The sequence below is a fragment of the Bacillus sp. RHFS10 genome (assembly GCF_016757475.1).
Lineage (GTDB): Bacteria > Bacillota > Bacilli > Bacillales > Bacillaceae > Bacillus > Bacillus subtilis_G.
Genome location: NZ_JAESPO010000005.1, coordinates 154,397 through 175,529 on the forward strand (window position 1 = coordinate 154,397; position 21,133 = coordinate 175,529).

Consider the following 21,133-nt stretch of genomic DNA (forward strand, 5'->3'; position numbering starts at 1 on the left):
GAAGATAAATATGACGACAAGAAAAGAATCAGAATTAGAAGGTGTCACACTGCTTGGCAACCAAGGAACAAACTATTTGTTTGAATATGCGCCGGACGTGCTGGAGTCATTCCCGAATAAACATGTAAACCGTGATTACTTTGTAAAATTCAACTGCCCAGAATTTACATCTTTATGCCCGAAAACAGGACAGCCTGACTTTGCAACAATCTACATCAGCTATATTCCTGATGAAAAAATGGTTGAAAGCAAATCATTAAAGCTGTACCTATTCAGCTTCAGAAACCATGGTGACTTCCACGAAGACTGCATGAACATCATCATGAATGACTTAATCGAATTAATGGACCCGCGCTACATTGAAGTATGGGGCAAATTTACGCCAAGAGGCGGAATTTCCATTGACCCGTACACAAACTACGGAAAGCCGGGAACGAAGTACGAGAAAATGGCCGAGTATCGTATGATGAATCATGATTTGTATCCGGAGACGATTGATAATCGATAAGGAATCCGTTGTGTGAGACGAAGTGATGCCGATGTAAAATACTGACATTTAGCGTCAATTTTAGGCGGGAATGTGACCCGACTGTGACCTGAGGTGCAACCTGAACTGTGACTTTTTGCAGCTGAAAATTGATAGAACAGAAGCAGTTTAAGGCGTACGATTTAGTACGTCTTTTCTTATTTTATCCACTAAAAAATGCCCTGCAAAGGACATCACTCGTAATCTAGACTTTTAATTGGTTTATATATTTTAGGTTTACCAAATGCAGTTATTTCTTTGAACGCATTGATTAATACGGAAAGAATAATACCGGTTAAGAAAATCGGAAGGACAAGCTTATTTTTGAGACAGGATGTAGAGACCTTGAAAAAGGAACTTGAAGCTAATCAGAAATATCGTCCAAACAAATAAACCCCTCACAACAAAGTGAAGGGGTGTTTTTTAATACTCACATACTTTATCTTCGCACTCAGGCTTCTCGGTTGCATCCACAGTAAATGATCCTATTTCGTCATTAGTTTTGTCGTAAATTCCCCATAATTCTTTTTTCTTATTTCCATTGAGATAACCATTGATTTCAATGCCACCCATTGGGTTTACCTCATAATCATCAGTGTAATCAATTCGTTCAATATCTTTATAGTTTGTTTTAATAAAGTCAGTCATTCTTTTTTTAGCCAAGGAATACAATTCTTCCTTTTGCTGAGTTTCTTGGGCTTCCATTTTTTTGTCGTGTTGTTCCTTCATAAATATCCCTCCAAGTGTTATAACAGCCAGAGTAGTAAGTATAATTATGGATTTCTTCATAAAACCATCCTTTTTGCATAGAATGAGGCTGGATTAACATATAATTTTTTAAAAAAATTAAATTTATTGAAGAGGATTAAGAAAGGTACGATACTGTGAAAATACTCATGAGTTTTGAGAGAGCGATAAACAGTTAGTGTTAGATAAAACTTTTTTTCACTTGTTTTGAATATTGTTGTTTCTATTATTGATGAGATATGGAGAAGGGGGAGAAGGCCCAAGTAAACAACCCCTCCACATTTGGTGAGGGGTTGTTTACTTAATACTCACATACTTTATCTTCACATCCAGGTTTTGGCTCAGCATCGATTCTAGTCAAGCCTATTTTGTCATTGCTTTTATCATATAGCCCCCAGAAATGTTCTTTCTTTTCTCCGTATGTACCTTCCACTGAAATACCACCCATTGGATCTATTTCATAATCCTTTGAGAAGTTAATAGGATTAACGTTACTATAGTTAGCCTCAAGATAATCATTCATTCTTTTTTTGGCTTTCTCAAATAGCTTAACTTCTTGGGCTTTTGCTTCTGCTTCCTGATTTTCATCATATTTATGTTTCATAAATAGCCCCCCAAGTGTTAAAATAACAATTGTTATTATTAGGATAATTATGGGTTTCTTCATAAAACCATCCTTTCCGCCTTTTATTTTACAATAGGACAGGGGCTATGTACATGAGTAAAAAATATGACATTCCTAATCTATCTGATGAAATTTATTATTATCTAAGTTCTGTCACCTATAGAGATAAGGAGCTTAAACGAGCAAGTAAAGATAAAAAACCCTTAATAACTGAGGATAAAAGGAAAGCTTTTTACGTAGATAAAATCAAAAAAGACCCAGACACAGGGCTAGATGTTTACGTATTTGTCCAAGCCAAGAAAAAAGAGGGCAAATGGGTAAAACCAAAAGAACCAGAAAATGTTGTCGTAGGTTTTCAAGGAACAAATCAGGAACAAATTAAAGCTGATGTTATAAGTGCAGATGGCGGAAACGTAGTAATGGGCAAAGATCCGAAAAAGAAAGTCCAATACATAATGAAAAAAGATGCATCTGAAAACTCTAAAGCTATTGCCAAGTATAACGGCAGTATGGAACAAGCAATGATGATTAAGAGCGGAGAATACAAAATTGTCACTAAGACATCTCAATTTGATCAGGGTGATAAGCTCGTTGCCAATGAAGTGAAGAAGTATGCTGGTACTAACACAGTGATTTCGACAACAGGTCACTCACTTGGAGGAGCAGATGCGGAATACGCTGGTGTAAACAACGACGTTTACAGTGTGGCTTTTAACAACCCTTCCATCGTTAAGCTGCATGATGAAGAAACACAGAAGAAAATCAGAAATGGCGAATTTGATTTGTATCACAAAGCAATCATTAATCCTGATGATATGGTGGGTTCGGGCTGGTTTTTAGAATACGACCGACACAACGGAACAACTATATACACGAAAGACCCAAGCATCGCCCGCCAAGATCGTGCTAACCGGCTTAATACGTCTCTGGGGATTCCCGGTGTTTTAGGGAGTCTTATTACCTCCTTCTATGGCCAAGCATTTGCAAAAAATCCTGATACTCATAGTTTAAATGATTCGAACTTTAAGTTTGATAAGAATGGTCATATCCAAAGTGTTGATGGCAGAAACGGAGTGTATAACCAGAATATCGAATCGTTCTCATCTTATTCAGGTATGAATGGACAAACCATTAAAGTGGATGCTAAGTATGCAAAAGAACTGGCTAAACGTTTACAGGCAGCTATCGAAGACTTAAAAACAAAGAAACAAGCAATTGAACAATTCCCTCATGATCACAGCAAAATGGTTTATGACGTAAAATCAATTTGCGGGAAGAGATTAGGAGAATTCAAGGATCTAGATCCAAGCGATGTTGATAAAGCTGTATTGTTTCATGCACCTTATGTGAAAGAGGGGGCAGCATTTTATGACTCAGAAGAGCATTATCAAACTGAGGCTTCTCTTCACTACTTGATAAGAGATTTAGAGGATATCAGTGAGTTCATTGTTAAAATGGCTGAGGATTTAAAAGATAAGGATAATGAACTAGCAAGCTGGTTACGGTTGTAAGGGGGATTTAAATTGCCATATGGAGTTAATATGGATGCAGATGAGTTTTATAGACGGTTGCAACAAAATGAAGAATTAAAAAAACTGGTAGGTGCAAGTCTAAAAACCCATTGTCAAAATCTAAAAGAAGACACAAAAAACGCATCAGATTTTTCTTCAGCGGAACAGGTTATTGCCGAGGTGTATGTTGCTTTACTCTCTTCATTTGAAGGGAAAGCGAAAGAAGCGTTAGTACAAAGGCTTAATGAAAATGCGACTATGTTGACAAATGCCATAGAGAACAGAAGTGCTTTTTTGAGAAGTATTAAGGCTAAATAATTGAAATAACCCCCTTCACTATAGATGTGAACCAAGAGGCGGAATTTCCATTGACCCGTACACAAACTACGGAAAGCCGGGAACGAAGTATGAGAAAATGGCTGAATACCGTATGATGAATCATGATTTGTATCCGGAGACGGTTGATAATCGATAATGAATCCAAATGTTATGTCATAGACGTGTGTAATAGCACGTCTATTTTTTTGTTGCTCAAAGTACCCCAATTCGTCTTTTTTGAATTTTTATTTCCTTAATATTGAAATCGGATTATAATATGGAAAAGGGGGCTGCTGATGAAAAAATTATTGGTTTGTATGTTGTTATGTCTTGCGCTAAGTTTGAATGTCCAAACTACGATTGCATTGGCTGCTAAGGATGAAACAAAAGTCAGTTTTATTATGACAAAAGATCAAACTGGTTTTTTTATAGCAAACCATAATAACCCTTATGATCCAGGATGGCTCTATTACAGATTTACAATATTGAATGCAGAAGGGTGCACGCTTACCATGAAAATGCAGAGGATGACATTAGGCGGAGATTTTATTACGATAAGTGAGAAAGCGTTTACTGGCAACCATTTTGATTATAGCGCCGCCGATTATATACCGGGAACCAAGTTGAGAAACCATTACTTGGACATTACGAAAGGATCTGGCTGCGGAGATGTTAGCATCGAAGGCTATTACGGTGCTGAATATGAGGGGACTGACTGATTGTCAATCAAGGCGAGCAAAAGAGCTTGGCTCGATTAAAGGCGGGTTTTTGTCAGACAAATGAGTATCTTCGCCTATTATATATCAACAACATGATCCGAGAGGAAAAAGGTGAACGTCCGCTATCTTGTATCCGTATCTGCACTGCCGAGCACATATCTTTTCATTTTATCCTAAAAACCATGTCCTAAAACCGTATTCATTGATGGGACTTATGTAAAAAAAGACGAGTGAATCCGGGGGAATTCCACTCGCCGCTTTCTCATGAAAAGACGGGATGCTGGATGGCAGCTCGTCTGTTTTATTATAATTTATCGAACATACGTTTGTAAAGGTGTCTTTTCTAAAGAAATGGGTAACATAACTGTTGTCAGAACAGATTCATTGTAAACGTTCGCTAAGGTATGCTAAGATGCATGGACTTTAAAGGAGTGATACGAAGTGAAGACATTGCGATTAAACGATGTAACGCTAGAAATGGATGCATATAAAGTGGAAAGCGAGCCGAAGCGCAAAATCGCTTTCACCCTAAATGTTACGAGTGAGACTTACCACGATATCGCTGTCCTGTTATATGATAAAACGTTCAACGTCGAGGTTCCTGACGAGAATCTTGCCTTCCGGGGTGAAATCACAAATTACTCAACGTCAATGACCAACCTGTATGAATCAGGATCCGTCAGTGAGTTCCATATAGAAATAACGGAAACAGACCAAAACGCCGATTCATAATCAGTGTTTTTTATGTAAAAAAGCTGCCGGCCGGCAGCTTTTGAGAAAGCGAATTTCATATGTAAGGTGTCTAATTGTCGGTCTTGCAGTTTTTGCGAATGAATGTGGGAGATTAGGAGGTTTTATAGGAGTCTCTGATGATCTTATAATTCTTATGATTAACAACTGTCAATGAATCTAACTCAAGATCCCGGTAGTTATCCATAATCGTCACATCAACGATTACAGAATTCTCATTTACTTTTTCAACAACACCGGTTAATCCATTTTTAAATTCAATGACGTTTCCAACCTTAGCGATTTTCACAAGCTTCCTCTCCTTTTAACATAATAATGCCTTTTGAAAGTATTTTGCAGTATTTTCATTAAGAAGTAAAGCGATAAGGAGTTTTATCTCCCTAATGAATTGTCCTGAGGCGATAAAGATGATATATTGATTTTCGTCAAAAAAAAGAAAGGGGGGAATTTTCGTTGCGTCCCGAAGAGATAATACAAATGATTGAACAGCTGCGAACCGGCGCAATAAACGAACTGAGAGTCCAGAAGGAGCATTTCCTGGATTTCAGGGCCGTGTTATCCAAACAAGATGATTTTAAACATTTCCGAGGAATTGCCCAGCAAGGTGGAGATGTGATATTTCAATACTTAGAACAGCCAAGAAGCTGAAGGTTTCTCAATTGTGAGAAGCCTTTTTATCATATATGACAGGATAAAGGCTCTTTATTACACGAAGCTGTAACAGGCGTAAATAAAATGTAAAACGCCAAAAATGGATAAACATGTTTCTGATTGACAATATTTATAGAATTTCAGGCTGTTTTTCTTCCATTAACAAGCCTGTCATCCGGTATATTCCATCCTGATGCCTCCTTGGGAGAGTTGGAAAATCTTTTTCCGTGAAAATGAATTGATCTCTTGTTAAGGTTATGAAGTGTTTTTTGAGCACTTTAAGGAGGAAACTGTATGACGACGAAATTCACTGCTCTGGCTGTTTTTCTTCTTTGTTTCATGCCTACAGCAAAAATTGAACATACACAAGCTTCACTAATGAGCACAAAGAAGACAAAACAAGAAGCCAAATGGCTTACACATATAGAACGAGACACAGACAGATCTTTCCCTTCACTGTCTGCTGATAAGGACGAGAAAAAAATAAAACCGATCAAGCTATCAGCAAACACTGAAAAGAAAGAGAAAGACAAGCCAGCCAAAACAAATGAAAAGAAAGAAACATATACTCATTCTGAAAAAGATTTGCTGTCCCGTCTCGTACACGCAGAGGCAAAAGGAGAATCATATAAAGGCAAGGTCGCTGTAGCAAGCGTTGTGCTGAACAGAACAGAGAAAAAAGGTTTTCCTGATACCATAAGAGACGTGATTTATCAGACAAACGCCTTTGAACCGGTTTCAAACGGAAGCATTAATCAAAAGCCTGATAAAGATTCAATTGCCGCTGCCGAAGAAGCGCTGTCCTCAGAAAATAGAGAAACAGATGCCGTATTTTTTTATAATCCGAAAACAGCGTCAGATGATTGGATTCGCTCAAGAAAAATTGTAGAAAGAATCGGCAGGCACGTTTTTGCCATCTAAGCATAGAATAGACAATTAGTCTCTTCTATGCTTTTTTTTATATAAAGAGTAAAAATAAAATAATTTTTGAACTTGTCTCATATGATGTTGGTAGTACAAGAGACAAGGAGAGACATCATGAATCGATTTGTGAAAGGGATCATTCTTTTATCCATTGCCGCCTTTTTCGCTGAATGCCTTGAATTTGTCGTGAATATGATTTTGGCGCGGGAGCTTGGCGAGCATGGGATGGGGCTTTACATGAGTATATTGCCTACGATTTTTTTAATTATCGTCATCGCAAGCTTGGAACTGCCGATTTCGATTTCTAAATTCATTGCCGAATCAAACCCTAAGCTACATGAAAGCATGCTGAGGCACGCTTTCAGAATGACAGCCGTTTTTACAGCGTTTTCTACTGCCGCCGCCAGTATTGCGCTTCCGTTTATTCCCGTATTTGATACATACCACCCGTTTATTAAAGGGATTGTCGTTGGCTTAATTCCTATTGTCGCTTTTACTTCAATCGCCAGAGGCTACTTTATGGGTGTGCAAAAAATGGGAAAGATCGCAATCGCCAATGCGCTGAAAAAAATCATTCAGCTCCTGTGCTTATTCCTCTTTTTTCAATGGTACTCATTCGAGTTGGACATGGCCGTGCTGATTTCCTTGTTTGTCCTAGTCGTGAGTGACGTGGTCGTGCTTGTTTATTTATATTCACAATTTATCATGGCGAGGCGGGCGGTATCCGGCCAGCAGCACATTCATTTGCGCGGAAAGGATGTAAGGAAAAGACTGCTTGCCGTTTCAATTCCTACAACAGGACTGCGTATTTTTCATGCCGTTGTCAATGCGATTGAACCCTTTTTAGTAAAAGGGGCGCTTTTGGCAGCGGGCGTTGCCGGGACAGCGGCGATTGATCAATACGGAATGCTCGCCGGTGTGGCTGTAACAATAGGTTCGTTCCCCGCTTTTATTGCCCATTCGTTAATGGTTGTCATGATACCGAATATTTCCGAAGCTTATGCGCTTTCACAGTATGACATCGTATTAAAAAGGCTGAAGCAGTCGATTTTTATTACACTTGGCTATGGTATACCGGCTGTCTGGATCATGTTTCAGTTTGCAGGACCCCTGACACATTTGTTTTTTCACTCTCCTGAAGCGCAGTATTACTTGCAGCTGTTGTGGCCATACTTTCTCTTTCATCTGTTTGTCATGCCGCTGCAGGCGTGCTTAATCGGGATGGGGTTTGTGAAAGAAGCTTTTTATCACAATGTATGGAGTCATATCGTTGCGCTAAGTATGATGTATGTGCTGGGATCAATGGAGAATCTGCAAATGCTCGGTATTATCCTAGGGATGAACACCGGCATGATTTTGCTGACGAGCCTGCACTATGCCACGATCTGCAAAGCGCTGCGAGTATCTGTTTTCCTTACAGGAGGAAACAGAACGCCGCGAATTGAAGGATGATAAAGAAAAAGCGGGGCAAGCTAATTGAAAAGCATGAAAGGAAGATTCCATGTTGACGAAGCGTTTGCTTACTGTATGCCTTATGTTATTGGGGATGATTGCGTTTTTTCCCGATGTGGCAGCCGCTGAGGATAAACAGCCTGCAGTTCCCGCTGTTTTTCTTATGAAAACAATAGAAGGGGAGGATATCTCGATCCCGAATAAAGGACAAAAAACGATCCTGCATTTTTGGACATCGTGGTGTCCGCCCTGCAAAAAGGAGCTTCCCCAGTTTCAATCATATTATGATGCCCATCAAACAGACAGTGTAAAGCTGATAACGGTGAATTTAGTGAACGCCGAACAAAATCAGCAAACCGTTGAAGACTTTATTAAAGCAAACAAGCTGACATTTCCGATTGTTCTTGATTCAAAAGGAGAATTGATGAAGGAATATCATATCATAACGATCCCAACTTCGTTTATGCTGAATGAAAAGGGCGAAATTGAAAAAACAAAAGTAGGCCCGATGACGGCAGAACAACTGAAAGAATGGACGGAAGAATAGCTGAGAGCATAAACTCTCAGCTTTTTTCATATCATGACGAATTGGATAAACATTAATGATAATTATTATCAAAAAGAAATTAAAATAATTATAATTGAAATTCTCTTCGTGCGTGCTATAATAAAGGAAGACATCGAGAAATAATTGACGATAAAGCTGCCTTATGGGCGGCAATTTTGTTTTTATAAGGGAAATGAAGATGATTTGCGTTCTCAATTAGAGAGGGGAATTTAATATGAATGAACAGGTTATCGCTCAACACGATCCGCACGAGCCATTAAAAACAGAACAGAGAGAAAAAAACTGGGCGCAGCATGCCGAGCTTATTGCAGCACTCGTGTCAGGCGCTCTTATTTTGGCCGGATGGCTTTTATCCGGACATCAAGTATTATCAGTAACGCTTTACTTGCTGGCTTTTGTGATCGGCGGGTTTGCTAAAGCAAAGGAAGGAATCGAAGAAACGTTCGAATCCAAAACACTGAATGTAGAACTTTTAATGATTTTCGCTGCCATTGGTTCCGCCGTGATCGGATATTGGGCAGAGGGTGCTATTTTAATATTTATTTTTTCCTTAAGCGGAGCTTTAGAAACATACACGATGCATAAAAGCAGCAGAGATTTAACTTCTTTGATGCAGCTTGAGCCAGAAGAAGCGACACTGATGGTCAATGGCGAAACCAAAAGAGTTGCGGTTTCCGACTTGCAGGCCGGTGATATGATTGTGATCAAACCTGGAGAACGAGTAGCGGCAGACGGTGTCATTGAATCGGGCTCAACAAGCCTTGATGAGTCAGCATTAACAGGTGAGTCAATGCCTGTGGAAAAAAACACCGGTGACGCTGTATTTACGGGGACTGTGAATCGCAACGGCTCCTTGACCGTCCGTGTCACAAAAGCAAATGAAGATTCGTTATTCAGAAAAATCATCAAACTGGTTGAATCTGCGCAAAGCAGTGTTTCACCCGCGCAGGCTTTCATCGAACGATTTGAAAATGCCTATGTAAAAGGTGTGCTGATTGCGGTGGGGCTCTTGTTATTCGTGCCGCACTTTGCGCTGGGGTGGAGCTGGAGTGAAACCTTCTACCGCGCAATGGTGTTTATGGTTGTCGCCTCACCTTGTGCGCTTGTCGCCTCTATTATGCCGGCGGCGCTTTCCTTGATTTCAAATGGCGCCCGCAACGGTATGCTTGTAAAAGGAAGCGTCTTTCTTGAGCAGCTGGGCTCTGTGCAAATGATCGCCTTTGACAAAACGGGCACTGTAACAAAAGGCCAGCCTGCCGTTGAAACTCTTAGAATCGCAGAAGGATTCAGCGAAACGGAGGTTCTAGAGGCCGTCTATGCCATCGAAACACAATCAAGCCATCCGCTCGCTCAAGCCATAACAGCGTACGCTGAAAGCCGCAGCGTGAATCAGCCCGGCTACATATCTATAGAAGAAACATCAGGGTTTGGTGTTATGGCAGAAGTGTCGGGCGCGAAATGGAAGATCGGTAAAGCGGGTTTTATCGGCGAGGAAAAGGCAGCACAATTTATAAATCAAACAGCATCAGAAGTCATTCAAAGCGGCCAAACGGTTGTATTTGTGAAAAAGGATGATCAAATAGCGGGCTGTATCGCACTGAAAGATCAAATCAGGACTGAAGCAAAAGAGGTCATGGAAGAATTGAACCGACTAGGGATTAAAACGGCCATGCTGACAGGAGATCATGAGGATACGGCTCAAGCAATAGCGAAGGAAGCCGGAATGACAACTGTTGCGGCAGAGTGCCTGCCTGACCAAAAAGTGAATGAGATCAAACGATTAAAAGAAGAATTCGGAACGATTGCAATGGTCGGTGACGGAATCAATGATGCGCCGGCCCTTAAAGCGGCGGATATCGGCATTGCAATGGGCGGCGGGACAGATGTCGCTCTTGAGACCGCTGATATGGTCCTCATGCAAAATGATTTGAAAAAACTTGTAAACATGTGCCGCTTGTCACGGAAAATGAACAGGATTGTCAAACAAAATATCGTGTTCTCTCTAGCTGTGATCTGCCTGCTGATTTGTGCAAACTTTTTACAGGTGATGGAATTGCCATTTGGCGTGATTGGTCATGAGGGAAGTACAATCTTGGTGATATTGAACGGATTAAGGCTTTTAAAATAAAAACAGCAGTCCAATCGGGCTGCTGTTTTTTTACGGATTAAATTTTACCTTCTTTTTTGTCTTGATCAGATCTTTTCGTAACCACGATAAGCGCGAGGATGCAGCAAAGGAAACCCGCTGCACAGCCTATGATCGAGCTGTAATAATAAAAGCCAGCCATCTTCATACCGATAAAAGGAGCCGAAATCCCCAAAACCGTCAAGAGAATGACTGCTTTTCGTCTGAAAAAATTCATCAGCAAAACGGAACAACTCCCTGCGATTGAAGTCTACTGTCAGTATACAGGATGAGGGGAAGGAAATAAAATGGATCGGAAAATGAAGGCCCCGCGAAAGGCAAACACCTGTAAAACCTGTTACAATGGAAGACAGAACGATGCATTGAAATGGCAAGGAGGACAAGAAGTGAATAGAATACAACGCGTCTCTTCATGGCTGAAGGAACAGAGGCATACTGCCGCATTTATTCATACGAAAGAAAATGTTTTTTACTTAACCGGTTTTTACACAGAACCGCATGAAAGATTGATGGGTTTATTTATTTTTCAAGAAGAGGAGCCTTTCTTTTTGTGTCCCGGAATGGAAGCAGACCAGGCCCGCAACGCAGGCTGGAATCATGAAATCATTGGCTATGCGGATCACGAAAATCCGTGGGAGCTGATAGAGAAAGCCTTGAAAAAGCGAAATATCAGCATACATACACTCGCAGTAGAAAAGGATTCGATTTCACTATCACGCGCAGATCAGCTGAAGCATTCTGCCGGCGGGGCTCAGTTTGTATCAGCTGAAGAAACACTTAACCAATTTCGCCTGATTAAAGACGACAAGGAAATTCGTTTGCTGCAAGAGGCGGCGAAGCTTGCTGATTACGGTGTTGAAGTTGGCGCAGCCGCTTTGCGTGAAGGCATTAGTGAAGTGGAAGTGCTCGCTCAAATCGAGTATGAGCTGAAGAAAAAAGGAATCCAGGGCATGTCATTCTCCACAATGGTTTTATTCGGAACAAAATCAGGCCAGCCCCACGGAAACCCGGGTTCAGCCACATTGAAGAAAGGTGATTTTGTTTTATTTGATCTCGGTGTTATTCTTGACGGCTACTGCTCTGATATTACAAGAACGTTTGCATACAAGACCATCAATCCGAAGCAAGAGGAGATTTATGAGACGGTGCTTCAAGCGGAAAAAGCTGCGATTGAGGCAAGTAAACCCGGTGTCAGAATCGGCGATCTTGATTTAACTGCCCGAGGAATCATTGAAAAAGCGGGATACGGAGATTATTTTCCTCACCGGCTGGGGCACGGACTTGGGATTTCTGTCCATGAGTACCCATCAATGAGCCAAGCCAACGATACATTGCTGCAGGAAGGCATGGTCTACACGATCGAACCGGGGATTTATGTGCCTGAGATCGGCGGGGTGCGCATTGAGGATGACGTTCATGTAACAAAGGACGGAGCGGTTGCTCTGACCCAATATCCAAAGGAATTAATCATACTGCCGTAACAGGAAATAAAAAAGGACTTTGTTCTCGACATCGTCCTTTTTTGTCTGCATTAAATAAAAAAATCATCAAATGTTCGAAATGGTTTAATTTCATGTTTTTGGTCGAGAGGTTTTACAGCAAGGCAGCTGCCGCCAAGAACAGTCAGACATAACCCGATTAAAATGAAGAAACCCATGTCATCTTCTCCTTTCAGCTGAAAACATAAAATATGTCTGGTATGTTCATATCATATTGTATGAAACGCATTCCAGATCAAGGGGATTTAGAAAGAAGGGAATCTATGGCTAATATTAAAGACATTGCAGAAAAAGCCGGTGTCTCCGTTACAACGGTTTCCCGAGTCATAAACAATCATCCTTACGTCAGTGAAGACAAAAGAAAAAGGGTGCTTGAGGCAATGGAAGCATTGGCGTACGCGAGAAATATTCACGCTGTGCATTTATCGAAAGGATTTTCAAACATGATTGGCGTTGTCTTGCCGACGATTAATCTCCCTTATTTTGCAGAGCTGATTGCAGGGATAGCCGACGCAGCCGCGGAATCCGGAATTCACCTCTCTTTATTCCAAACAAACTATGATGTGGAGAAAGAAATTTTTGCGCTGTCCCAGTTAAAGCAACGGCAGGTTGACGGGTTGATTTTTTGTTCGAAATCGCTTGCTGATGAGAAGCTCATCGAATGGGAGGGCCCGATATTGCTTTGCCAGAATTCAGATATCGGCCGTTTTCCAACCATCAGCATTCCTCACCACCAAGCATTCAGGTGCGGCTTGGACTATTTAATTACCAAAGGGCATAAAAAAATAGCAATCTGTTTGGCAAGAAAAAAGGGCATGAACAGCCATTTTCGAATCAAAGCCTATAAAGAAGCATTGGAAGAGATCGGAGAGGCCTTTCATGAAGACTGGGTGATTGAGAAAGCGATTACAATCAATGATGGAAAGGCGCTTTTTCATAAGTGGAAAAAGTGGAAGGAAAAACCGACGGCGATTTTTGTTGCCAATGATCAAGTGTCAGCAGGGCTTTTACTTGAAGCAAAGGCCCAGCGGATATCGGTACCGGATGAACTTGCAATCTTAAGCGTTGATAACCATGAAATCAGTCAATCGCTTGGTGTCACAACGATCGATATTCAAACAAAAGAAATGGGAAAGCAGGCGTTTGCCATGCTGGAAAAAAGAATTCAGGGACAGCCGATTGAGAGGAAAGTTCTCGATTACCGCCTCATCGAAAGATCGACTGTTTAGTGAAAGCGTCGAAAAAAGGTTTGACGTGCATTCCGTTCGTTATGTACGATATGAGGTATTGAATGACAAAGGAGCTGAGGATCGTGAATGGGTCCTTTACAGTGAAAAAGGTACTGAATAATAACGTATTAATTGCTTCTCATCATAAATACAGCGAAGTCGTTTTAATCGGAAAAGGTATTGGTTTCGGAAAAAAACAAGATGATGTCATTGAAGATAAAGGCTACGAAAAAATGTTCATTTTAAAGAATGAGAAGGAACAAAAACAGTTTAAAAAGCTCCTTGACTATGTTGATGAAAAGCTCGTTGATATTTCAAACGATGTCATCTATCACATCAGCAACAGGACGAACCACTCATTAAATGAACATATTCACATTGCGCTGACTGATCATATCGCATTTGCGATCAAAAGACAGCAGCAGGGCTTTGATATGAAAAATCCATTTTTAATGGAGACTCAGTCACTATATCCTGATGAATACCAAATAGCCAAAGAAGTCATAGAAATGATCAATGAAAAAGCGGGAATCTGTCTTCCGGAGGGGGAGATCGGTTTTATCGCCCTGCATATCCATTCGGCCCTGACAAACCGTCCGCTGTCCGAAGTCAATCAGCACTCGCAGCTGATGGCGCAGCTTGTCGAGGTGATTGAAGACTCATTTCAAATGAAAGTAAACAAGGAAAGTGTCCACTATTTGCGGCTGATCCGGCATATCAGATTTACTATAGAAAGAATTAAAAAAGAAGAACCGACTAAAGAACCAGAAAAATTAATGTTGTTATTGAAAAATGAATATCCACTATGCTACAATACAGCTTGGAAATTGATTAAAATCTTGCAGCAAACATTGAAGAAACCAGTTCATGAGGCGGAAGCGGTTTATCTGACGCTTCATCTGTACCGATTAACCAATAAAATTTCATAAATTCAGTTTATCCTTATAACGTGTTACTGATCCGATCAGGCATGAGTGATTGAGGGGAAAAAACGGGAAGTCTATTCTCGTTCTTTTGTGCACCCGATTTTGCTCATGCCCTTTTTGTTGTGTAAAAGGGCAAATGTAAACGGTTAAACTGGGAGACTTACGCCTGTGAATTCGTTGTCATGATTTTTAGCTGTAAGGTCAGACTAGTAAAAAGAGGAGGTCAATTCTTATGTTTAAAGCATTATTCGGCGTTCTTCAAAAAATCGGGCGTGCGCTTATGCTTCCAGTTGCGATCCTTCCGGCTGCGGGTATCTTACTTGCGATCGGAAATGCGATGCAAAATAAGGACATGATTGAAGTCCTGCATTTCTTGAGCAATGACAATGTGCAGCTCGTAGCAGGTGTTATGGAAAGCGCTGGGCAGATTGTTTTTGATAATCTTCCGCTTCTATTCGCAGTAGGTGTAGCCATCGGGCTTGCCAACGGTGATGGAGTTGCAGGGATTGCTGCAATTATCGGTTATCTGGTGATGAACGTATCCATGAGTGCGGTTCTTGTTGCAAACGGAACCATTCCTTCCGATTCAATCGAAAGAGCCAAGTTCTTCACGGAAAACCATCCTGCATATGTAAACATGCTTGGTATACCTACCTTGGCGACAGGCGTGTTCGGCGGTATTATCGTCGGTGTGTTAGCGGCATTATTGTTCAACAGATTTTACACAATTGAACTGCCGCAATATCTTGGTTTCTTTGCGGGTAAACGTTTCGTTCCAATTGTTACGTCAATTTCTGCACTGATTCTGGGTCTTATTATGTTAGTGATCTGGCCTCCGATCCAGCACGGATTGAATTCCTTTTCAACAGGATTAGTGGAAGCGAATCCAACCCTTGCTGCATTTATCTTCGGGGTGATCGAACGCTCACTTATTCCATTCGGTTTGCATCACATTTTCTATTCGCCGTTCTGGTATGAATTCTTCAGCTATAAGAGTGCTGCCGGAGAAATCATCCGCGGGGATCAGCGTATCTTTATGGCGCAGATTAAAGACGGCGTACAGTTAACAGCAGGTACGTTCATGACAGGTAAATATCCATTTATGATGTTCGGTCTGCCTGCTGCGGCGCTTGCGATATATCATGAAGCAAAACCGAAAAACAAAAAACTTGTTGCAGGTATTATGGGTTCAGCGGCCTTGACATCCTTCTTAACAGGGATCACAGAGCCTTTGGAATTCTCATTCCTATTCGTCGCCCCTATCTTGTTTGCGATTCACTGTGTGTTCGCGGGACTTTCTTTCATGATCATGCAGCTGTTGAATGTTAAGATTGGTATGACATTCTCCGGCGGTTTAATTGACTACTTCCTATTCGGTATTTTGCCGAACCGGACGGCATGGTGGCTTGTCATTCCTGTCGGCTTAGCGATTGCGGTCATTTACTACTTCGGGTTCCGATTTGCCATCCGCAAATTTAATCTGAAAACACCGGGACGCGAGGATGCTGCGGCTGAAACTGCATCAACTGGGAAAACAGGTGAAGCTGGAGATCTTCCTTATGAGATTCTGCAGGCAATGGGTGACCAGGAAAACATCAAACACCTTGATGCTTGTATCACCCGTCTGCGTGTGACTGTAAACGATCAGAAAAAGGTTGATAAAGACCGTCTGAAACAGCTTGGCGCTTCCGGCGTGCTGGAAGTCGGCAACAACATTCAGGCTATTTTCGGACCTCGTTCTGACGGTTTAAAAACACAAATGCAAGACATCATTGCGGGACGCAAGCCAAGACCTGAACCGACAACATCTGCTCAAGAAGAAGTAAGTCAGCAGGTTGAGGAAGTCATTGCAGAACCGCTGCAAAATGAAATCGGCGAGGAAGTTTTCGTATCTCCGATTGCCGGAGAAATTCACCCGATTACTGATGTTCCTGACCAAGTCTTCTCAGGAAAAATGATGGGTGACGGTTTTGCGGTTCTCCCTTCAGAAGGTATTGTCGTATCACCGGTTCGAGGAAAAATTCTAAATGTGTTCCCGACGAAACATGCGATCGGCCTGCAATCCGACGGCGGAAGAGAAATTTTGATCCACTTTGGTATTGATACTGTCAGCCTGAAGGGCGAAGGATTTACGTCTTTCGTATCAGAAGGAGACCGCGTGGAGCCTGGACAGAAACTTCTTGAAGTTGATTTGGAAGCAGTCAAACCAAATGTACCGTCTCTTATGACACCGATTGTGTTTACGAACCTTGCTGAAGGAGAAACAGTCAGCATTAAGGCAAGCGGCTCAGTCAACAGAGAACAAGAAGAAATTGTGAAGATTGAAAAATAAGGTGTTAGTACGCTGTGCTTGTCAGATGACAAGTACGGCTGTATGATATAATATTGTGAAGTAATATAGCTTTAAGTTAAAAGGAGAATGATAAAAATGGCACAAAAAACATTTAAAGTAACTGCAGATTCTGGAATCCACGCTCGTCCTGCGACAGTTCTTGTACAAACTGCAAGCAAATACGACGCTGACGTGAATTTAGAATATAACGGCAAAACAGTAAACCTTAAATCTATCATGGGTGTTATGTCTCTAGGTATCGCTAAAGGCGCTGAGATCACAATCTCTGCTACTGGCGCTGACGAAAACGATGCTCTTAACGCTTTAGAAGAAACAATGAAAAGCGAAGGACTCGGCGAGTAATGCAAGAATTAAAAGGGATTGGCGCTTCAGCCGGCATCGCGATTGCAAAAGCGTACCGGCTTGAAGAGCCAGATTTAACGGTTGAAAAGAAAAACATCTCTGATTCTGAAGCGGAAGTAAGCCGTTTTGATGAAGCGATTGCACGTTCAAAAGCAGAGCTCGAAAAAATCAAAGAGCACGCTTTGAAAGAACTTGGTCAGGATAAAGCTGACATTTTTTCTGCTCACCTTTTAGTTCTCAGTGACCCTGAGCTTCTAAACCCTGTGAAAGAAAAAATCAGCACTGATTCAGTGAACGCTGAATTCGCTTTAAAAGAAACGTCTTCTATGTTCGTTACTATGTTTGAATCAATGGACAACGAATATATGAAAGAGCGTGCGGCTGATATCCGCGACGTAACAAAACGCGTAACCGGCCACCTGCTTGGCGTCGAAATTCCAAACCCGAGCATGATCTCAGAAGAGGTTATTATTATAGCTGAAGACTTAACACCGTCTGACACAGCTCAATTAAACCGTGAGTTCGTAAAAGGATTCACAACTGATATCGGCGGACGCACATCTCACTCTGCCATCATGGCGCGTTCTCTTGAGATTCCTGCAGTTGTTGGTACGAAAGCGGCTACAGGCACGATCCAAAACGGCGTAACTGTTATCGTTGACGGTATTAATGGCGATGTCATTATCGACCCATCTGCGGAAACTGTAAAAGAGTATGAGGAAAAACATAATGCTTATTTGGCTCAAAAAGCTGAATGGGCGAAGCTTGTCAATGAACCGACTGTCTCAAAAGACGGACATCATGTAGAGCTTGCAGCGAACATCGGTACTCCTGATGATGTGAAAGGCGTTCTTGAAAATGGCGGGGAAGCAGTTGGCCTTTACCGTACAGAATTCCTTTACATGGGAAGAGATCAGCTGCCTACAGAAGATGAGCAGTTTGATGCATATAAAACGGTTCTTGAGCGTATGGAAGGAAAATCAGTTGTCGTGCGGACACTTGATATCGGCGGAGACAAAGAGCTTCCTTACCTGCATCTTCCTAAAGAAATGAACCCGTTCTTGGGATACAGAGCGATTCGTCTTTGCCTTGAAGAGCAAGAAATCTTCAGAACACAGCTTCGCGCGCTGCTTCGTGCAAGTACATACGGAAACCTGAAAATCATGTTCCCTATGATTGCGACAGTTAACGAATTTAAAGAAGCAAAAGCGATCCTTCTTGAAGAGAAAGAAAAGCTTGTCAAAGCGGGACAGACTGTATCTGACGATATTGAAGTCGGTATGATGGTTGAAATTCCGTCAACTGCAGTCATCGCTGATCAGTTTGCTAAAGAAGTTGATTTCTTCAGTATTGGAACAAACGATTTGATTCAATACACAATGGCAGCTGACCGTATGAATGAGCGTGTATCTTATCTGTATCAGCCATACAACCCTGCAATCCTTCGCTTGATTACACTCGTAATTGAAGCGGCACACAAAGAAGGAAAATGGGTTGGCATGTGCGGAGAAATGGCAGGAGACGAAATTGCGATCCCGATCCTTCTCGGCTTAGGCTTAGATGAGTTCTCAATGAGCGCAACTTCTATCCTTCCGGCAAGAACACAAATCAGCAAATTGTCTAAACAAGAAGCTGAGTCATTCAAAGAGAAAATTTTATCTATGAGCACGACAGAAGAAGTTGTCGCGTTCGTAAAAGAAACATTCAAGTAATGTATATAAAAACCAGACGGCCTTCGGCCTGTCTGGTTTTTTTCATAAGCAAGGGTATAGAAGGGCACAATAACATGGCGAGGAGGGATAGTATGTCAAACCAATTTAACGCAGGAGATACAGTGTACGTGATCTACAGAAATCCGCACGCCGCCAATGTTGCCCATATTAAGGAAGCTGAAATTATGCACCATCCATACCATGAAGGTGAGCTTTCCCTGTTTATTTTTGAAACTTATCATCCGTTTGCAGAGGATGATGCTGTGTTTGCAAGCTATGAAGAAGCGAAATCACTTTACAAAGAACTATTTGATATCGATCCATACGAGTAACAAGGAAATCATTACAACTCATATCCTTTCCGTCTTATGAGAAAAGTAACGGTAGTAAAGGAAAAGGATGTGGCATTATGCAGAACCCATTTGTTCCGCAGCTTGTGTATATTGAACCGAGAGCGCTGGAATATCCGCTGGCTCAAGAATTACAGGAAAAATTTGAGAACATGGGCATTGAAATCAGAGAAACGACATCCCACAATCAGGTGCGTAATATTCCAGGGAAAAATCATCTTCAGCAATATCGAAACGCGAAATCAACTTTAGTCATCGGTGTCAGAAAAACATTAAAGTTTGACTCTTCCAAACCCTCGGCTGAATACGCCATTCCGTTTGCCACAGGCTGTATGGGGCATTGCCATTACTGCTACCTGCAAACAACCATGGGGTCAAAGCCGTATATCAGAACCTATGTAAACGTTGAAGAGATATTAGATCAGGCTGATAAGTATATGAAGGAGCGCGCGCCGGAGTTCACAAGGTTTGAAGCCTCATGTACGTCAGACATAGTAGGAATTGATCATCTGACACACTCGCTGAAGCACGCCATTGAACATTTTGGACAAAGTGAGCTCGGAAAACTGAGATTTGTAACGAAATTTCATCATGTCGATCACCTATTAGACGCAAAGCATAACGGGAAAACGAGATTCAGATTCAGTATTAATGCCGACTATGTGATTAAAAACTTTGAGCCGGGAACCTCACCTCTTGATAAACGGATAGAAGCCGCAGTAAAAGTTGCAAAAGCAGGATATCCGCTAGGGTTTATTGTTGCACCGATTTATATTCATGAAGGCTGGGAAGAAGGATACAGACATTTGTTTGAAAAACTTGATGCTGCTTTGCCGCAGGATGTCAGACATGATATAACGTTTGAATTAATTCAGCACCGTTTTACAAAGCCGGCCAAACGAGTGATTGAGAAGAATTATCCAAAGACAAAGCTCGAATTAGATGAAGAAAAGCGGCGCTATAAATGGGGCCGTTACGGCATCGGGAAATATATTTATCAGAAAGATGAAGAGCATGATCTTCGGGAAAAGCTTGAATCCTATATTGATACTTATTTCCCTAATGCGAAAATCGAATATTTCACTTAAACGGGCTGTGATGATGAACAGCTCGCTTTTTTATTTAAAGGATCTTTTCATACCATTAAAACGCCGTAATTCAATGATTCTTTATCCTCTAAATAATTGCCGACTAGACGAAGTCGGTGAACGGCCGCAATGAGGGAGAAAGGACAGCACAGGGCCTTTTTTTCCTGCATCAATCACATCTTCAACGTATCGTACAGCGCTGATCTCGTGTGCGTATTTATGATAAAAAGGGAATACGCCCGCCGCCTAGAAGGCGCTCGAGCCGTTTGTCAACAGTCAGCTCATACATCGTGTTCATCAGCCATTTTCCGATTCCAAGCTTCCGATACTGAGGAGAAACTGAAATATCCACTACATATAAAGGATTTCCATGAGGATCATGATTTTTAATTGATCCGCTGTCTGTCGCACGCCCATGTATGGTCAGGAGATTCAGGCTCAAAATGTACGATAAGGGCGGTCATAGAACCGACAATTCAGCCATTGACCAGCGGCCCTTTTATGTCAGTGTCAGTCTCCGAATAGTTTCTGATGGAAGAGCCTCAAATTTTCTGCCGTTGTGCACGTACTGTGTTTTCGTATGATTATCACCCTCCTTATGTTGTTTTCATCATATTGAAGGTTGAATTTTCAGTAAATACATTTCAATGTTCATATAATTTATTTTTTGATTATTCATCTTTCAAACGAAAGGGCC

At 41.5% G+C, this 21,133-nt stretch carries 23 protein-coding genes and 2 pseudogenes; 19 read left to right on the top strand and 6 right to left on the bottom strand.

From position 1 onward, the window contains the following. Positions 1-10: 10 nt before the first annotated feature. Positions 11-508 (top strand): preQ(1) synthase, encoded by a 498-nt coding sequence (gene queF, locus JMN17_RS17120; protein ID WP_003218613.1) that lies wholly within the window; start codon positions 11-13, stop codon positions 506-508. A 441-nt stretch (positions 509-949) separates the two neighbouring features. Here the strand turns inward: queF and JMN17_RS17125 are convergent, their stop codons facing one another. Both JMN17_RS17125 and JMN17_RS17130 read right to left on the bottom strand, forming a co-directional pair. Next, positions 950-1,315: a DUF1433 domain-containing protein gene (locus tag JMN17_RS17125; protein ID WP_087990994.1), complete on the bottom strand. Its 366-nt coding sequence runs from the start codon at positions 1,313-1,315 to the stop codon at positions 950-952. 259 nt (positions 1,316-1,574) lie between these two features. After that, a complete protein-coding gene (locus tag JMN17_RS17130) occupies positions 1,575-1,940 on the bottom strand; it encodes a hypothetical protein (protein ID WP_087990996.1) in 366 nt (121 codons plus the stop codon). A gap of 50 nt (positions 1,941-1,990) precedes the next feature. On the opposite strand from JMN17_RS17130, the gene JMN17_RS17135 reads away from it, so the two are divergent. The 5 genes and pseudogenes from JMN17_RS17135 to JMN17_RS17155 all read left to right on the top strand — a co-directional run bounded on the left by JMN17_RS17135 (position 1,991) and on the right by JMN17_RS17155 (position 5,178). After that, complete coding sequence (locus JMN17_RS17135) at positions 1,991-3,409, top strand: lipase (RefSeq protein ID WP_087990997.1); 1,419 nt, start codon at positions 1,991-1,993, stop codon at positions 3,407-3,409. Positions 3,410-3,421: 12 nt separating this feature from the next. After that, positions 3,422-3,727 (top strand): hypothetical protein, encoded by a 306-nt coding sequence (locus tag JMN17_RS17140; RefSeq protein ID WP_087990998.1) that lies wholly within the window; start codon positions 3,422-3,424, stop codon positions 3,725-3,727. 31 nt (positions 3,728-3,758) lie between these two features. Further along, a pseudogene (locus JMN17_RS17145) lies at positions 3,759-3,884 on the top strand (preQ(1) synthase); the annotation flags it as partial. 139 nt (positions 3,885-4,023) lie between these two features. Next, on the top strand, positions 4,024-4,446 hold the full coding sequence (locus JMN17_RS17150; RefSeq protein ID WP_087990999.1) for a hypothetical protein: 423 nt from the start codon (positions 4,024-4,026) through the stop codon (positions 4,444-4,446). Positions 4,447-4,887: 441 nt separating this feature from the next. Further along, the gene (locus JMN17_RS17155) at positions 4,888-5,178 is read left to right on the top strand and encodes a DUF3219 family protein (protein ID WP_202328601.1); all 291 of its coding nucleotides are present in this window, start codon (positions 4,888-4,890) and stop codon (positions 5,176-5,178) included. 112 nt (positions 5,179-5,290) lie between these two features. On the opposite strand, the gene JMN17_RS17160 is transcribed toward JMN17_RS17155, so the two are convergent. Then, complete coding sequence (locus tag JMN17_RS17160) at positions 5,291-5,485, bottom strand: YkvS family protein (RefSeq protein WP_010328531.1); 195 nt, start codon at positions 5,483-5,485, stop codon at positions 5,291-5,293. Between the two features lie 164 nt (positions 5,486-5,649). Here JMN17_RS17160 and JMN17_RS17165 point away from each other — a divergent pair, with 164 nt between their 5' ends. The 5 genes from JMN17_RS17165 to pfeT all read left to right on the top strand — a co-directional run bounded on the left by JMN17_RS17165 (position 5,650) and on the right by pfeT (position 10,919). Next, positions 5,650-5,844: a hypothetical protein gene (locus JMN17_RS17165; RefSeq protein WP_087991001.1), complete on the top strand. Its 195-nt coding sequence runs from the start codon at positions 5,650-5,652 to the stop codon at positions 5,842-5,844. A 297-nt stretch (positions 5,845-6,141) separates the two neighbouring features. Then, complete coding sequence (locus tag JMN17_RS17170) at positions 6,142-6,768, top strand: cell wall hydrolase (RefSeq protein ID WP_087991002.1); 627 nt, start codon at positions 6,142-6,144, stop codon at positions 6,766-6,768. A gap of 117 nt (positions 6,769-6,885) precedes the next feature. Further along, the gene (gene ykvU / locus JMN17_RS17175) at positions 6,886-8,223 is read left to right on the top strand and encodes a sporulation protein YkvU (RefSeq protein ID WP_087991003.1); all 1,338 of its coding nucleotides are present in this window, start codon (positions 6,886-6,888) and stop codon (positions 8,221-8,223) included. 49 nt (positions 8,224-8,272) lie between these two features. Next, entirely contained in the window at positions 8,273-8,770 is a 498-nt protein-coding gene (gene stoA / locus JMN17_RS17180; RefSeq protein WP_087991004.1) for an endospore biogenesis thiol-disulfide oxidoreductase StoA, read from the top strand. A 235-nt stretch (positions 8,771-9,005) separates the two neighbouring features. Continuing rightward, positions 9,006-10,919: a metal-transporting ATPase PfeT gene (gene pfeT / locus JMN17_RS17185; RefSeq protein WP_202328602.1), complete on the top strand. Its 1,914-nt coding sequence runs from the start codon at positions 9,006-9,008 to the stop codon at positions 10,917-10,919. A gap of 37 nt (positions 10,920-10,956) precedes the next feature. Here pfeT and JMN17_RS17190 read toward each other — a convergent pair whose 3' ends face one another. Then, a complete protein-coding gene (locus tag JMN17_RS17190) occupies positions 10,957-11,160 on the bottom strand; it encodes a hypothetical protein (protein ID WP_202328603.1) in 204 nt (67 codons plus the stop codon). 163 nt (positions 11,161-11,323) lie between these two features. Here JMN17_RS17190 and papB point away from each other — a divergent pair, with 163 nt between their 5' ends. Next, positions 11,324-12,418: a di/tri-peptidase gene (gene papB, locus JMN17_RS17195; protein WP_202328604.1), complete on the top strand. Its 1,095-nt coding sequence runs from the start codon at positions 11,324-11,326 to the stop codon at positions 12,416-12,418. A gap of 50 nt (positions 12,419-12,468) precedes the next feature. On the opposite strand, the gene JMN17_RS21955 is transcribed toward papB, so the two are convergent. Then, a complete protein-coding gene (locus JMN17_RS21955) occupies positions 12,469-12,594 on the bottom strand; it encodes a hypothetical protein (protein WP_277986990.1) in 126 nt (41 codons plus the stop codon). Between the two features lie 105 nt (positions 12,595-12,699). On the opposite strand from JMN17_RS21955, the gene JMN17_RS17200 reads away from it, so the two are divergent. The 7 genes from JMN17_RS17200 to splB all read left to right on the top strand — a co-directional run bounded on the left by JMN17_RS17200 (position 12,700) and on the right by splB (position 20,436). Further along, on the top strand, positions 12,700-13,665 hold the full coding sequence (locus JMN17_RS17200) for a LacI family DNA-binding transcriptional regulator (protein WP_202328605.1): 966 nt from the start codon (positions 12,700-12,702) through the stop codon (positions 13,663-13,665). 62 nt (positions 13,666-13,727) lie between these two features. Further along, positions 13,728-14,594: a glucose PTS transporter transcription antiterminator GlcT gene (gene glcT, locus JMN17_RS17205; protein WP_202328606.1), complete on the top strand. Its 867-nt coding sequence runs from the start codon at positions 13,728-13,730 to the stop codon at positions 14,592-14,594. Between the two features lie 229 nt (positions 14,595-14,823). Continuing rightward, positions 14,824-16,923: a PTS glucose transporter subunit IIABC gene (gene ptsG, locus JMN17_RS17210; protein WP_202328607.1), complete on the top strand. Its 2,100-nt coding sequence runs from the start codon at positions 14,824-14,826 to the stop codon at positions 16,921-16,923. Between the two features lie 96 nt (positions 16,924-17,019). Continuing rightward, on the top strand, positions 17,020-17,286 hold the full coding sequence (locus JMN17_RS17215) for a phosphocarrier protein HPr (protein ID WP_003218637.1): 267 nt from the start codon (positions 17,020-17,022) through the stop codon (positions 17,284-17,286). Then, positions 17,286-18,998, top strand: coding sequence for a phosphoenolpyruvate--protein phosphotransferase (gene ptsP / locus JMN17_RS17220; RefSeq protein WP_202328608.1), 1,713 nt, complete (start codon positions 17,286-17,288; stop codon positions 18,996-18,998). Before JMN17_RS17215 ends, ptsP begins: the two co-directional genes overlap by 1 nt. Before the next feature lie 92 nt (positions 18,999-19,090). Next, entirely contained in the window at positions 19,091-19,330 is a 240-nt protein-coding gene (gene splA / locus JMN17_RS17225; protein ID WP_087991011.1) for a splAB operon transcriptional regulator SplA, read from the top strand. Positions 19,331-19,407: 77 nt separating this feature from the next. After that, positions 19,408-20,436, top strand: a complete 1,029-nt coding sequence (gene splB, locus JMN17_RS17230; RefSeq protein WP_202328609.1) for a spore photoproduct lyase — start codon at positions 19,408-19,410, stop codon at positions 20,434-20,436. Between the two features lie 47 nt (positions 20,437-20,483). Here the strand turns inward: splB and JMN17_RS17235 are convergent. Continuing rightward, a pseudogene (locus JMN17_RS17235) lies at positions 20,484-21,001 on the bottom strand (GNAT family N-acetyltransferase). Between the last annotated feature and the right edge of the window lie 132 nt (positions 21,002-21,133).